The 14,538-nt window shown below is 57.6% G+C and carries 14 protein-coding genes; 4 read left to right on the forward strand and 10 right to left on the reverse strand.

Going from position 1 to position 14,538, the window contains the following annotated elements; genetic code table 11:
- Positions 1-554: 554 nt before the first annotated feature.
- The 6 genes from msrQ to EAH78_RS21715 all read right to left on the reverse strand — a co-directional run bounded on the left by msrQ (position 555) and on the right by EAH78_RS21715 (position 6,538).
- Positions 555-1,175: a protein-methionine-sulfoxide reductase heme-binding subunit MsrQ gene (gene msrQ, locus EAH78_RS21690; protein WP_140669371.1), complete on the reverse strand. Its 621-nt coding sequence runs from the start codon at positions 1,173-1,175 to the stop codon at positions 555-557.
- Positions 1,175-2,188, reverse strand: a complete 1,014-nt coding sequence (gene msrP / locus EAH78_RS21695) for a protein-methionine-sulfoxide reductase catalytic subunit MsrP (RefSeq protein ID WP_140669372.1) — start codon at positions 2,186-2,188, stop codon at positions 1,175-1,177. The genes msrQ and msrP overlap by 1 nt, the downstream gene beginning before the upstream one ends.
- Before the next feature lie 63 nt (positions 2,189-2,251).
- Positions 2,252-3,109: a CDP-diacylglycerol--serine O-phosphatidyltransferase gene (gene pssA, locus EAH78_RS21700; protein ID WP_007948646.1), complete on the reverse strand. Its 858-nt coding sequence runs from the start codon at positions 3,107-3,109 to the stop codon at positions 2,252-2,254.
- Positions 3,110-3,254: 145 nt separating this feature from the next.
- On the reverse strand, positions 3,255-4,271 hold the full coding sequence (gene ilvC / locus EAH78_RS21705) for a ketol-acid reductoisomerase (protein WP_007948647.1): 1,017 nt from the start codon (positions 4,269-4,271) through the stop codon (positions 3,255-3,257).
- Positions 4,272-4,319: 48 nt separating this feature from the next.
- Entirely contained in the window at positions 4,320-4,811 is a 492-nt protein-coding gene (gene ilvN / locus EAH78_RS21710) for an acetolactate synthase small subunit (RefSeq protein ID WP_003176102.1), read from the reverse strand.
- A 2-nt stretch (positions 4,812-4,813) separates the two neighbouring features.
- Positions 4,814-6,538 carry an acetolactate synthase 3 large subunit gene (locus tag EAH78_RS21715; protein WP_140669373.1) on the reverse strand — a complete coding sequence of 575 codons (1,725 nt, stop codon included), beginning with the start codon at positions 6,536-6,538 and terminating at the stop codon, positions 4,814-4,816.
- 400 nt (positions 6,539-6,938) lie between these two features.
- Between EAH78_RS21715 and EAH78_RS21720 the strand changes: the two genes are divergently transcribed.
- Positions 6,939-7,355, forward strand: coding sequence for a DUF4124 domain-containing protein (locus tag EAH78_RS21720; protein ID WP_140669374.1), 417 nt, complete (start codon positions 6,939-6,941; stop codon positions 7,353-7,355).
- Between the two features lie 45 nt (positions 7,356-7,400).
- Here the strand turns inward: EAH78_RS21720 and EAH78_RS21725 are convergent, their stop codons facing one another.
- The 3 genes from EAH78_RS21725 to mrcB are packed head-to-tail and all read right to left on the reverse strand — an operon-like array spanning position 7,401 to position 10,817.
- Entirely contained in the window at positions 7,401-7,736 is a 336-nt protein-coding gene (locus tag EAH78_RS21725) for a YqcC family protein (protein WP_140669375.1), read from the reverse strand.
- Positions 7,736-8,476, reverse strand: a complete 741-nt coding sequence (locus EAH78_RS21730; RefSeq protein WP_140669376.1) for a tetratricopeptide repeat protein — start codon at positions 8,474-8,476, stop codon at positions 7,736-7,738. Before EAH78_RS21730 ends, EAH78_RS21725 begins: the two co-directional genes overlap by 1 nt.
- A 16-nt stretch (positions 8,477-8,492) precedes the next feature.
- Complete coding sequence (gene mrcB / locus EAH78_RS21735; RefSeq protein WP_140669377.1) at positions 8,493-10,817, reverse strand: penicillin-binding protein 1B; 2,325 nt, start codon at positions 10,815-10,817, stop codon at positions 8,493-8,495.
- A 118-nt stretch (positions 10,818-10,935) separates the two neighbouring features.
- On the opposite strand from mrcB, the gene EAH78_RS21740 reads away from it, so the two are divergent.
- The 3 genes from EAH78_RS21740 (at position 10,936) to EAH78_RS21750 (ending at position 13,419) form a co-directional block, all read left to right on the forward strand.
- Complete coding sequence (locus EAH78_RS21740; RefSeq protein ID WP_140669378.1) at positions 10,936-12,492, forward strand: AAA family ATPase; 1,557 nt, start codon at positions 10,936-10,938, stop codon at positions 12,490-12,492.
- A 90-nt stretch (positions 12,493-12,582) separates the two neighbouring features.
- The gene (locus EAH78_RS21745) at positions 12,583-12,927 is read left to right on the forward strand and encodes a pentapeptide repeat-containing protein (RefSeq protein ID WP_140669379.1); all 345 of its coding nucleotides are present in this window, start codon (positions 12,583-12,585) and stop codon (positions 12,925-12,927) included.
- Positions 12,928-13,146: 219 nt separating this feature from the next.
- Positions 13,147-13,419 (forward strand): TfoX/Sxy family protein, encoded by a 273-nt coding sequence (locus tag EAH78_RS21750; RefSeq protein WP_140669380.1) that lies wholly within the window; start codon positions 13,147-13,149, stop codon positions 13,417-13,419.
- A gap of 252 nt (positions 13,420-13,671) precedes the next feature.
- On the opposite strand, the gene EAH78_RS21755 is transcribed toward EAH78_RS21750, so the two are convergent.
- Positions 13,672-14,523, reverse strand: a complete 852-nt coding sequence (locus EAH78_RS21755) for a ChaN family lipoprotein (RefSeq protein ID WP_140669381.1) — start codon at positions 14,521-14,523, stop codon at positions 13,672-13,674.
- Positions 14,524-14,538 lie beyond the last annotated feature (15 nt).

Consider the following 14,538-nt stretch of genomic DNA (forward strand, 5'->3'; position numbering starts at 1 on the left):
ATGTGTTAGGCCTGCCGCCAGCGTTCAATCTGAGCCATGATCAAACTCTTCAGTTCAAACATCTTTGGGTTTTTAAGAAACCCTAAACTTGGCTCAGCAATCGTTGGTTACATCTTTGATTTCTCGCGGAGTAACTTGTGATGCTGATAATCTTGTTGACTATCAGTCTGACTCCACAAGCACCCACACGAATTGCTTGATTCAGTTGTTAAAGAGCGGTTGGTTAAGATCTTTCGTCTCAACCGAGGCGCGCATTCTACAGCAGCCTCTGTTGCTGTCAAGCGGTTATTTTCAGAAGCTTTCAAAGTTTCGCTTGGAAATCTTTAACAACTTCAACCACTTGCGCTTCCGATCACTCGGTAGCGGGAGGCGAATTCTACAGCGTTACACGCTGCTGTCAACACCTCTTTTTCAACTCCTTTCGCGCTTCGATGACCTGAAGTCGCTTGCTGCCGAAAACTGCGTAACTCTTTGTTTACCAAGGAGTTTTCCGTTTCGACTGCGCCGGAAGTGGGGCGAATTATAGACATACAGAATCTGTCGTCAACCTTTAATTACGCCTTTCGTACAGAGGGTGCCTTTTTAGCCACTAAACGCGGGATTCGGCGGGCAACCGCCGGTATACGCAACACTAATAGCGCCGCCCCTATAAAGGCATACACCGCCCATTCCTTCAGATCGGCGCGAACGATCCACAACATATGCAGCAATCCAAGCCCGAGAATCACATAAACCAAGCGATGCAGCTTCTTCCAGCGATTGCCCAAACGTCGCTGACTGTAGCGGTTGGACGTCACCGCCAACGCCAGCAAACACAGAAAGCCCAATGTGCCGACGATAATGTACGGCCGCTTGCGCAACTCAACCCCCAACTGCGACCAGTCAAACCCGAGAATAAACGCCGTATACCCACTCAAATGCAAAACCACATAAGCAAAGCACCACAACCCCAACTGCCTCCGCACAGCAATCCACCCCGCCCAACCGGTGAGTTTTTGCAAAGGCGTCATGCTGAGTGTAATGAGTAGCAGAACAAGAGTACCCAACCCCAACCGATCGACCAGCACCTTGCCCGGATCCGGCCCCAGCATATCCGCCCAGGCTTGATACAACCAAAGCAGCGGCCACACCGCTGTCACGATGAAGACGCCAATACGCCAAACCGGAAATCGCATCAGTAGTTCTTCCGCAGATCGAGCCCTGTATAGAGAGAGGCCACTTCATCCGAGTAGCCATTGAACATCTGCGTGTCTCGCACATTGGGCTTGAACAGACCACTGGGCAATCGACGTTCCCGCGCCTGAGTCCAGCGCGGGTGATCAACCGTCGGATTCACGTTCGCGTAAAAACCATACTCATCCTCGGCAATGCTCTGCCAGGTGGTTTTCGGCTGCTCGCTGACCAGGCTAATACGCACTATGGATTTGATGCTCTTGAAGCCGTACTTCCAAGGCACCACCAGACGCAGCGGCGCGCCATTCTGATTCGGCAGCTCCCGCCCATACATACCTACCGCCAGAATCGCCAGTGGGTTCATCGCCTCATCAAGACGCAACCCTTCCACATACGGCCAGTCGATCAAGGCAAACCCGGAGCGCTGGCCCGGCATACTCTTGGGATCCTCCAGGGTTTCGAAACGAATGTACTTTGCCCTGGAAGTCGGTTCGACTTCCTTGAGAAGCGTCGAAATGGGAAAACCGATCCACGGAATGACCATCGACCACGCCTCAACGCAGCGAAGACGATAGATCCGCTCCTCCAGCTGATAAGGCTTCATGAAGTCTTCCAGCGCATACCGCCCTGGCTTACCTACCTCACCATCCACCACCACGCTCCACGGCTCGGTCTTTAGCGCGCCTGCGTTGGCAGCGGGGTCGCCTTTATCGGTACCGAACTCATAGAAGTTGTTGTAGTGGGTTGCGTCCTTGAACGGCGTGATCGCTTCGTCCTTGACGTTGACCGCGCCCCATTTAGTAGAAGGAAGCTTTTCGGCAAACCAGGAAGGCGCCCTGCCAGGCTCGACATCGGCATAGCGCGCAGCTTCTTCGGCACTGGCCCAGCGCGGCAGGCCACTGACAGCCAAACCGGCAACGGCAGCACCGAGAACATTACGTCGGGATAGATAGAAGGATTCAGGCGTGACGTCCGACTCATGGCAGTCAGACGCTTTGGGGACTTTGATCAGCATGGCAACTCCGCAGCATTGGAGAACAGTTGCACCAATAGACTGCGGAGTATGAGGGAAATTACATCACTCGGCGTTTTTGTGGCGACGAAGACGCAACAGGTATTGCACCGGACCGGAGGCCGCATAAGCGAGGAAAACCAGCAGCAGAATGCGTGGCGGATCACTGAAGACCACGGCAAACACCAGCACCACCGCAAGAATCGCCACGAAAGGTACGCGCCCTTTCAAGTCCAGCTCCTTGAAGCTGTTGTACTTGATGTTGCTGACCATCAGCATGCCGGCCGCCGCCACCATCAGCGCAACCAGGAAGGACATCTTCGACCCCTGAATGCCGTAGTCGCTGAACGCCCAGACGATCCCCGCGACCACACCCGCCGCTGCCGGGCTGGCCAGACCGATGAAGTAGCGCTTGTCTGCGGTGCCAACCTGAGTGTTGAAGCGCGCCAGACGCAGCGCAGCGCCTGCCACATAGATGAAGGCGACCATCCAGCCGACCTTGCCCATATCACCCAAGGCCCAGCCAAACGCCAGCAAGGCCGGCGCGACGCCGAAGGCGACCATGTCCGACAACGAGTCGTACTCGGCACCAAAAGCGCTTTGGGTATTGGTCATGCGCGCCACTCGGCCATCGAGACCGTCGAGCACCATCGCGACGAAAATCGCGATCGCGGCGAAAGCAAAGTACTTGCTCGCATTGACCGAGTCCCCAGCACTCAAGGCCGCCTGGGCACTCATCGAGTTGATGATGGAATAAAACCCTGCGAACAGGTTCGCAGTGGTGAACAGATTCGGCAGAAGATAGATACCACGATGCCGGACTTTGCGGCCTTCAGCGTCATGCCCTTCCTCGATGTGTTCATCGATGGGCAGCAGGCTTTCGGCGTCAGAAGCCTGGTTTGGCTCTTCGGGGCGTTCGCTCATGGACATTACCTTGCAACAGGGTGGAAAGTTTTCGACAGGTGTCTGGGACGACGGTTCGGCCACAAACGATGCTGCTTTATACCAGAAGCGGCGTTCCAAACGAAAAAACGCGGCCTAGGCCGCGTTTTCCGTACAGGATCGTGACTTAGTTTTTGGCTTTGTCGACGATCTTGTTGGCACCGATCCACGGCATCATGGAGCGCAGTTGCTCGCCGATGATTTCGATACCATGAGCGGCGTTGTTACGACGCTTGGCGGTCATCGAAGGATAGCCGGTTGCACCTTCGCTGATGAACATCTTGGCGTATTCGCCGTCCTGAATACGTTTCAGGGCGTTGCGCATGGCCTGACGGGATTCGGCGTTGATCACTTCCGGACCGGTCACGTACTCGCCGTATTCAGCGTTGTTGGAGATCGAGTAGTTCATGTTGGCGATACCGCCTTCGTACATGAGGTCAACGATCAGTTTCAGTTCGTGCAGGCACTCGAAGTAGGCCATTTCTGGCGCGTAGCCAGCTTCAACCAGAGTTTCGAAACCGGCTTTGACCAGTTCAACAGTACCGCCGCACAGAACGGCTTGCTCGCCGAACAGGTCGGTTTCGGTCTCGTCCTTGAAGGTGGTTTCGATAATGCCGGTACGACCACCACCAACGCCAGCGGCGTAGGACAGTGCAACGTTTTTGGCGTTGCCGGAAGCATCCTGATAGATAGCGATCAGGTCAGGGATACCGCCGCCTTTGACGAACTCGGAACGCACGGTGTGACCCGGTGCTTTCGGCGCGATCATGATCACGTCGAGGTCAGCGCGCGGAACAACCTGGTTGTAGTGGATCGCGAAGCCGTGAGAGAAGGCCAGGGTGGCGCCTTTCTTGATGTTCGGCTCGATTTCGTTCTTGTACAGGGCAGACTGGAACTCGTCCGGGGTCAGGATCATCACCAGGTCGGCAGCCGCAACAGCGGAAGCAACGTCGGTCACTTTCAGGCCGTGAGCTTCGGCTTTGGCAACAGTGGCCGAACCTTTACGCAGGCCAACGGTAACGTCAACTCCGGAGTCTTTCAGGTTGCACGCTTGAGCGTGGCCCTGGGAACCGTAACCGATGATGGCAACTTTCTTGCCCTGGATGATGGACAGGTCGCAGTCTTTTTCGTAATAAACTTTCATGAAATTCCCCTATATATCCAGGCCGTTCAGGCCATTCGCTAATTTGGTTTAGATGCTGAGTACTTTGTCGCCGCGAGCAATACCGGTTACGCCGCTACGGACGGTTTCCAGAATCGACGCAGTGCCAATGGACTGAATGAAGCTGTCGAGCTTGTCGCTGGTACCGGTCAGTTGAACGGTATACACGCTTGCGCTGACATCGACGATCTGCCCACGGTAAATATCGGTGGTGCGTTTGATCTCGGCGCGCTGGGCGCCGGTGGCCTTGACCTTAACCAACATCAGTTCGCGCTCGATGTGAGCACTCTCCGACAGGTCGACCAGTTTGACCACTTCGATCAACTTGTTCAGGTTCTTGGTGATCTGCTCGATCACTTCATCATGGCCAACCGTGGTCAGCGTCAGACGCGACAGGGTCGGGTCTTCGGTAGGTGCCACCGTCAGGCTTTCGATGTTGTAGTTACGCTGCGAGAACAGGCCGACTACACGAGACAGAGCGCCCGGTTCGTTTTCCAGAAGCAAGGAAATAATGTGTCGCATGATTAAGTACGCTCCGTCTTGCTCAGCCACATATCGCGCATGGAGCCGTCTTTGATCTGCATCGGATAGACGTGCTCGCTGGTGTCGACCGAAATATCCAGCACGACCAGGCGATCCTTCATGGCGAACGCCTCTTCCATCTGCGACTTCAAGTCTTTCGAGTCGGTGATGCGCACGCCAACGTGACCATAGGCTTCTGCCAGCTTGACGAAGTCAGGCAGCGATTCCATGTACGAGTGCGAGTGACGGCTGCCGTAACTCATGTCTTGCCACTGGCGAACCATACCCAGAACACCGTTGTTCAGGATGACGATTTTGACCGGCAAGCCATATTGCAGACAGGTGGACAGTTCCTGAATGTTCATCTGGATGCTGCCCTCGCCCGTCACGCAAACGACGTCGGCATCCGGGAAGCTCAACTTGATACCCATGGCCGCTGGAAAACCGAAGCCCATGGTGCCCAGGCCACCGGAGTTGATCCAGCGGTTTGGCTTGTTGAACGTGTAGTACTGCGCGGCGAACATCTGGTGCTGGCCCACGTCCGAAGCGACATAAGCATCGCCCTTAGTGACTTCGCACAGGGTTTCGATCACGGTCTGCGGCTTGATGACGCTGCCGTCGCCCTTGTCGTAAGGGAACAGGCCACGATCACCGCGCCACTCATCAACTTGCTTCCACCAGCTGGCAACGGACTCCTTGTTCGGGGTCTCGCCGATTTCCTTGAGGATCGCGACCATTTCGGTCAGGACGCTCTCGACCGGGCCGACGATAGGTACGTCTGCCTTGATGGTCTTGGAGATCGAAGCCGGGTCGATGTCGATGTGAATGATCTTGGCATTCGGGCAGAACTTCGCCGGGCCGTTGATCACACGGTCATCGAAACGCGCGCCGACCGCAAGGATCACGTCGGCGTGGTGCATCGCCAGGTTTGCGGTGTAGCTGCCGTGCATGCCGAGCATGCCGATGAACTGACGGTCGGTGCCAGGGTAGGCACCCAGGCCCATCAGGGTATTGGTTACTGGCAGGTTGAGCATCTTCGCCAATTCGGTCAGCGGCGCGGAGCCACCACCCAGAATCACGCCACCGCCGGCGTACATCACCGGACGCTTGGCCGCGAGGAGCATTTCTGCCGCCTTGCGGATTTGCCCGGAGTGGCCGCGAACGGCCGGGCTGTAGGAACGCAGCTTGGCTTTTTTCGGGAAGATGTATTCGTACTTCTCAGCCGGGTTGGTCATGTCTTTCGGGATATCGACAACGACCGGGCCCGGACGACCGGATTGCGCCAGGTAGAATGCCTTCTTCATGACTTCCGGGATTTCCGACGCGTGCTTGATCATGAAGCTGTGCTTCACGATCGGCCGGGAGATACCGATCATGTCGGTTTCCTGGAACGCATCGGTGCCCACCATGTTGCTAGGCACCTGGCCGGAAATGACCACCATCGGAATCGAGTCCATATAGGCGGTGGCAATACCGGTGATGGCGTTTGTTGCGCCAGGACCGGAAGTCACCAGTACCACGCCGGCTTTACCGGTGGCACGGGCATAGCCGTCAGCCATATGGGTAGCCGCTTGTTCGTGACGAACCAGGATGTGGGTCACTTCCGGTTCTTTGAACAGGGCATCGTAAACATGAAGAAGAGCACCACCCGGGTACCCGTAGATATATTTGACGCCTTCGTCACGCAAAAAGCGGACGAGCATCTCACCGCCAGATAAAAGCTCCACGTTGTTCACCTCTAAAACGCCAGAATACCGCCCACATAAACGGGGACGGGTCTTAATAGGTTTACTTCTCAGCAGAGCATGAGCGACGGTGGTCGCCGACTACGTCAGCACTGACTGAGCAAGTATTGGGATCGTCCCAAGTGTTGCGGGCCTTTCCCACCCAGCGCGAGGTAACGCGTTGCGGGTGTAACAGGTCGGCGCGGATGTGCGCCTCATGATCTGCTGAGTGGGTCTGCTTCTGGCAGTCCCTCTACAGCGGACTTTGGATTCTTCTGTTTCGTCCCCTGCAAGTCAAGTCGTCTATGTGCTTTATTGAAGTAAGCACATGAGAAAGCAAGAAAAAATCGCTAAACAGCGACTGTGTTAGCTTCGATTGCGCAACTCATGACAAGGAAATGGCATGCGAACGATCTTCTTCATGGTCAGCCTGCTGATCAGCCCTTTGTGCACGGCCGCCCAGATCTACAAATGGGTCGATGCTCAGGGAGTGACTCACTTCGACGCACAACCTCCACAAGGGCAGCAAGCCACCACCGTGGTGACGCCCTCCTCTTCTGTGAGCCAACCAGCCACGCTGCCTGGCAGTAAAGCCATCGGCAATCAGCAGGACATCGACAACACGGTGAAAAAACAGGTCGCCGAGCAGCAAGCCCAGCTCAAGGCATTTTGCATGCAGGCGCGTACGAATCTGGCGCAACTGCAGAACAATCCGCGACTTCGGGAGGATGTGAAGGGCGAAATGCGTCGCCTGACCGATCAACAACGTCAGGAGCGCATCAGCGAAACGCAGAAACAGATTGCGCAGAACTGCCAGTAGGCACCTGTAGGAGCCGAGCTTGCTCGGCTCCTACAGAGATCGGTGTTAGCGGGAGGCGGTGATCAGCAGATCGAACTCTTTGAGCAGCACTTGCAGCTGTCGATCCCGGCCCTGGACATCACGGCCGGCGAAGACCATTTCGGCCATCTCCTGAATCCCGGAGACGGCGGGCAACGGCAGGTCCTGCTCGAGGATCATCTTCATCCGGGGCAGGAAGATCCATTGCAGCCACTGCTCGAAATCCAGCGTATCGACCGAAAACGGCTCGACGCTGGATAGCGCTTCTTGGGATGGCGAGACTTCATCCCACCACCCCTGCACCCGCAGTTCACGCTCAATCAGCAGCAACTGCTCGGCAATCTTCGGGAAGCGCGCGTCCATCACAGCGAAACCTTGGCCTTCTGACGGGCCAATGTTGCGCCGGCAGAATCACCCTGCTTCTCGCGTGCCTGGGCAATCAATTCCCACAGGCTGGCCTGAAGGTCCGGACGGCCATTGGCGAATGTCAGACCACGGCGAGCGAATTGTTCAGCCTGCGCCGCATCGCCTTGGGCCATGCGCACTTGAGCCAGACGATAAAGCACTTGCGGCTCACGCGGTGCAACGCGCTGAGCACGTTCCAGGCTGGACGAAGCACCGTTGAGGTCGCCGCTTGCCTGTTGCTGCTGAGCCGTGGTCAACAGCGCCAGCACCGGACCATCCAGTTGCTCGTCGGCTGACAGACCGCCAGCGCTCGCCGAAGGAATCCCGCTCGGCGTCGACGGCATGCTGTAGCTGCCCTGATTGATCGGTGCCGACTGAACCGGAGAGGTATCGATTGGCCCCGGAGTGATCGGGCCTGGCGTGATCGGCGTGGCGCTGATCGGTGCCGAGGAGACCGCGCCGCCACCCGGAACCATCACCACCACACCGGTATCGCCTTGCGGGATCGCCTGGGTTTGCGACTGGGCTTGCGCAGGACGCTTTACGGTCGACTTGCGGAAACCGCCATTCGCCGAAATCCGCTCACTGTTGGACACAGCCGTGCCGGAGTCTTCAACCGGAATCGAACCGCGTTGTACGGTGGAGCAACCGCTGAGCAACGCCACGGCGGCAACCGCTGGTATCAACCACTTGTTCACGTAAATCCCTCTTTGCTTAATTCATCCAGCCCTTGACCCAATCCATCACCGTTTCGCCGGAAGCAGGGCTTTCGCCACCGCAAGCCGCACCGGGAGGTGGTTCGCTGCCGCGAATATACGGCATCTGTACCGCGCCTGGGCAGTTGGCGTCGGAGCCTTGCCCGGTACGCGAATCGACCCAGGCCTGAACAACATTATCCGGCTGCGGCATGTCCAGCGGCAGCGGATCGGCTTTGCGCATGAAGCTGGTCCAGACCTGCAAGGCGCCGGTAGCGCCGGTGAACGGCGTCTTGCCGTTGTCATCGCGACCCAGCCAGACCACCGCCAGCAAGTCCTGACTGAAACCGGCGAACCAGCTGTCTCGCGAGTCGTTACTGGTACCGGTCTTGCCGGCCAGGGTCAGGGTTTTCGGCAACACGTTATAAACCGAGCTACCGGTGCCTTCACGCATGACCCGTTGCATGGCGCTCTGGATCAGGTAAATGGAGGCCGGATCAAAACGCTGCTCGATCTGGAACGGATAGCGCTTGAGCGGTTCGCCTTCGGCGGTCAACACGCTACGAATGCCGCGCATCGGCGTGTTGAAACCACCGTTGGCCAGCGTCTGGTACATGGTCGCCACTTCAATCGGCGTCATGCCGCCCGCACCCAGCAACATCGATGGGAATGCCGGGAATTCGCGGGTCACGCCCAGGCGAGCCAGGGTCTTGAGGACATTCGGTACACCGACTGCCAAACCAAGACGCGCGGTCGACAGGTTGTAGGAATGCGCCAGCCCCTGATACAGGAACACCGTACCGTGGGAACGACGATCGTAGTTCTGCGGTTTCCAGACCTGACCGTCCGCGCCTTTGACCGAGAAGGACTCGTCCGACAGCCAACTGGTCAGGGTGTATTGGGTAGGCTTTTCAAGGGCTGTCAGATAAACCGCCGGCTTGATCAACGAGCCAATAGGTCGCACCGCATCCAGCGCACGGTTGAAGCCGGCGAAACTCGCCTGGCGGCTGCCGATCATGGCCTGGACTTCACCGGTTTCCGGATTGGTCACGACCATCGCTGCTTCAACATCATCGGAACCCTTGCGACCCGACAGACGCTTGAAGGTATCGTTGACGGAGGCTTCGGCTTTCATCTGCAGGATCGGGTCGAAGCTGGTGAAGATCCGCAGGCCTTCTTCGGTCAAGTCTTCGTCGCGGTAGTCCTCGCGCAACTGGCGTTTAACCAGATCGAGGAAACCGGGGAACGAGCTGTCGGCCAGCTTGCCGCGCGTCGTCACACCCAGGGGCATGTTCTTCGCCGCGGCAACTTGCTCAGCGGTGGCGACGCCCTGTTGTTCAAGGACATCGAGCACCAGATTGCGTCGCTCAAGTGCACGCTCAGGATTGCGACGCGGGTTGTAGTACGACGGCCCTTTGACCATCCCCACCAACATGGCAACTTGATGCAGTTTCAGTTCGGACAATGGCTGCCCGAAGAAGAACTGGCTGGCCAGACCGAAACCGTGCACTGCGCGCTGGCCGTCCTGACCGACGAAGACTTCATTGAGGTAAGCCTCAAGAATTTCCCGCTTGTCGTAATGCAGCTCAAGCAACATCGCCATCATGGCTTCAGTGAGTTTGCGGGTCAGGCTACGTTCGCTGGTCAGGTAGAAGTTCTTGACCAACTGTTGTGTCAGCGTACTGCCGCCCTGAGTCATCTTGCCGCCAGAGGTGTTGACGTAGACCGCTCGGGCAATCGACTTCGGCGACACGCCCCAGTGGCTATAGAAATCCCGGTCTTCCACGGCGACCAGGGTTTCAAGCAGATATGGCGGCACCTGATCGATTTTGATCAGGATGCGGTCTTCAAGGTTTTTCGGGTAAATCCCGCCGATCAGCAGCGGCTCAAGACGCACCACCGAAAGCTTCGAACCGTTGGTCGCCGAAAGCTCGGCAACATAGTCGCCAGAGAAACGCACGCGCACAGGTTGGGGCTTTTCCAGGCCTTCATAGAACTGGAAGCCACGGGTATTCAAATCAACGGTGTTGCCGTTGACCGCCGCAGCGCCGGGGCCATTGCTCACGCTTTCGCGGCGGTAGCCCAAGGCGTCGAGTTCGGTGAGGAAGTCATCCTTGCTCAGTTTCTGGCCGGTAAACAGCTCAAGCGGGCGCGCATACACCTTGGCCGGGATCGTCCAGCGCTTGCCGGAGAATTTTTCCTGGACGATAGCGTCGAGGTAAACCGCGAATCCGGCGAGCACAACGAGGCCGACCAGACTGAGTTTAAGGGCCCAGCCCAGCCAAGGGTGCAAGCCCCTGGAAGGTGGTTTTTTTGGAGTGCGGGGGGATCGAGTACGAGTCATGGCGGCGGATTATACGCACTTTATTCATACTCAACAGGCGCCCTCCGAGGTTTGCGTCAGGCGGACTTGCGGCCATAATGGCGGCCTTGAATTTTTCCCAGTCTTTGAAGGATCGCCTGTGAGCCAGTCCCTGATCGCCGCTCTGCAAAACCCGGCCCTCTACCCGCATCCGGTAGATGGGTTTCAGGTCATCGAAACCCATATTTCCTGGGTCATCCTCACAGGTCCCTTTGCTTATAAAGTGAAGAAGCCAGTGAATTTCGGTTTCCTCGACTTCACCAGCCTCGACGCCCGCGAGCACTTCTGCGGTGAAGAACTGCGCTTGAACCAGCGCCTGACCAACGACCTGTATCTGGAAGTGTTGCCAATCACCGGCAGCGCCGAAGCCCCTCAGTTCGGCGGCAGTGGCCCAGTGGTCGATTTCGCCCTGAAAATGCGTCAATTCCCACAAAGCCAGCTGCTCAGCACCTTGCAGGCGAATGGTGAGCTGACCACCTCGCACATCGACGAGATGGCCGCGCAGATCGCTCAATTCCACCTAAACGCGCCAAAAGTGCCTGCCGAACACGAAGCCGGCACCCCGGACAGCGTCATGGCGCCGGTGCGCCAGAACTTCGAACAGATCCGCCCGTTCCTCAGCGACAAGGCCGACCTGGCGCAACTCGACGCCCTGCAAGCCTGGGCCGAGAGCAGCTTCGAACGCCTCAAGCCACTGTTCGCCCAGCGCAAGGCCGAAGGCTTCATTCGTGAATGCCACGGTGATATCCACTTGGGCAACGCTACTGTGATCGATGGCAAGGTCGTGATCTTCGACTGCATCGAATTCAACGAGCCGTTCCGTTTCACCGACGTCTACGCTGACACCGGCTTCCTGGCGATGGACCTGGAAGATCGTGGCCTGAAGAGCCTCGCGCGCCGTTTCGTCAGCCAATACCTGGAGCTGACCGGCGACTATCAAGGCCTTGAACTGCTGAACTTCTATAAAGCCTACCGCGCACTGGTTCGCGCCAAAGTCAGCCTGTTCAGCATGCCCGCCGAAGCCGATCCGGTGCAGCGCGCAACGACCCTGCGCCAGTACCGCAACTACGCCAACCTGGCGGAAAGCTACAGCACCATTCCTTCGCGCTTCATGGCAATCACCCACGGCGTGTCCGCTGTCGGCAAAAGCCACGTGGCCATGCGTATGGTCGAAGCGCTGGGCGCCATTCGCCTGCGCTCGGACGTAGAACGCAAACGCCTGTTCGGTGAACAAACCGTAGCGAACGATCCGCAAGCCGGCATTTATAACGCGCACGCCACTGCTGCCACCTACAGCCGTCTGCATGAAATCGCCGGGATCATCCTGCGCGCCGGTTTCCCGGTGGTGATCGATGCCACTTACCTCAAGCGCGACCAGCGTGACGGCGCGGCGAAAATCGCCGAGGCCACGGGGGCGCCGTTCCTGATCCTTGATTGCCACGCGCCGCAAGCTGTCATTGAGAGCTGGCTGGCCCTGCGTCAGGCAGACAAAAAGGATCCGTCCGACGCCAACCTGGCCGTTATCGCAGCCCAGCAAGCCAATCGTGAAGCGCTGACGCCTGCTGAGATTCTGTGCAGCAAGCGCGTTCAGACCAATGAAAGCGGGACCCTCGACACCGTTGTTGCGCAAATTCGCCAACGCATGCCAGGCCTGTAAAAACTATTTCAGCCGTGAAGCCTTCCCCGACTTCACGGCTGTCAAATAGTGGCACTATACTGGCGTCATAAAACCATCAGGTGATGCGACATGAGCCAGCCCAAACTTCTCGACACCCCACTGTATGCCTTGCTGCACAAAGACGACATCGCTGGATTCAACAACGAACGGCCCAAAGACGGACCTATCGACATGGTCGCTGGTGATTTCCGGGGCCTGGACTTGCGTGAACTGAATGCCGATGGCATCGACTTCACCGATGCTTACTTCCGCTCCGCCGATTTGCGCGGTATCGATTTCCGCAGTGCATCGCTGGAGGGCGCCAGCCTGGCTCACGCGCAGATCTCCGGCGCGTACTTCCCGGCAGAACTGAGCGCGGACGAGATCCTGATGTCGATGAACTTCGGCACACGCCTGCGTTATCGCACTCGCTAAAAACGACGTTTTACCCTGACACGTCCAGCGCCCCCGCTTTGCGCTGGATGCCGTGTAATCGCCCGAAACCGACTTCTGGCGCCCCTCCCTACCTGTCTTTGACTGGTCCTCTTAGAAGCTTTTGCGTCGAAACCGACCAAACAATCACGCTTTTCCTACTGATGGCTACACTCCTGAGAAGCTCGCCCACGCACCGTTCGGCCGTCGCAAGGAGGCTTGATGAATGATGAACTGCAACACCTGAAGAATCTTGGCAAGACGTCGGCGCAGTGGCTGCATGCCGTGGGCATCCATAGCGCCTCGGATTTGCGTCGCCTTGGGGCTGTGGATGCTTATCGGGCCGTGCGTACGCGCGGGTTTCGGGCGTCAAAGGTGTTGTTGTATGCGATCGAAGGTGCCCTGATGGATGTGCACTGGAACGACATTCCGGCCGAGCGTAAAGACGCCTTGAACAAACAGCTGGAAGCGATTTCTTCGCGCAACAAGGCTTGAAGGCATTGGCCTTGAACCGAATTGGCTAGGCATCTCAAAGAAACTGAAAAACAGCGGTTGACTTGGTAATGAGAATCGCTATGATTAGCACCAACTGGTCGCGAGACTGGTCGATATTTGAAAAGCCCTTGGTTCGGACTCTCAGATATCTCCTCATCAGGCTAATCACGGTTATTTGACCCGGCTCTTGCCGGGTCTTTTTTTGCCTGCGCCTTTTTGCCTGTGCCTTTTTACCTATGAAAGCACCAGTCGTTACTTGCCGAATTGCTTACGCATCTGCGCGCAGTAATCCTGAGGCCGTGAAGCAGGTGTGTACCAGACGTAATCGGCCATTGCCGCTGTCACCTCGGCTCCCTGCTCTGCCAGCAGCAATACCGTCGGCGCTTGCGCCTGCCCCAAATCCAGCACATGGATCGGCACGCCAACGTCCTTGCGCGCGTGATAAGCGCCGGCCAATAGCAGTGAGGGCGTGGGCGCCGCCAGCAAGCGCTCGGCCATTCGTCGGTCTCGTTGCTGCTGGACCGCCAACATGGCGGGCATTTGTGAAGTGGGCAGCAAACCGCAATGGGAGTCGCTGATCTCTGCCAGCAACTCATCCTTGACCGAAGCCGCATTGGAGCGCGAACCGCTCAATGCCGGAGGGCTTGCGTAGACCGCACGAACATCGAGGTTGTCCAGATTGGCCGCGAGCAGCGGATAAGGCTGAGTCAGCGCGAAACGTACGATCGGCCCGTAAAGCTCCCAGTCCCAACCCTCTTGCCAAGCCAACGACGCCGGCAAATTGTCCGGCGGCCTCGAGGCACGGCGAACATCATCAACCCGTGGCTGCTGATCCGGCATCAGCATTTCCAGGAGCAAACTGCCTTGTGGCCGTTGCTCACTCAGCGACTGCAACAACCACAGTTCCAGCTGATGATGATCACGATTGTCATGCTGCTCGCCGACGATCAGCCGCGAAGGCTTGGCCAGTCGCTCAACCAGTTGCTGCGCGGTCAGGACCTGACCGTTGCGCAGGTCGCGGATTTCACCGTTGACCGGCGGCGGCACCGCAACATGCTGGCAGGCACTCAAGAGCAGTACGGCTAGCAGCAAAATCCCACGCATGTTCACCTCGATGAC

Source organism: Pseudomonas arsenicoxydans (assembly GCF_006438915.1).
Taxonomy (GTDB): domain Bacteria; phylum Pseudomonadota; class Gammaproteobacteria; order Pseudomonadales; family Pseudomonadaceae; genus Aquipseudomonas; species Aquipseudomonas arsenicoxydans_A.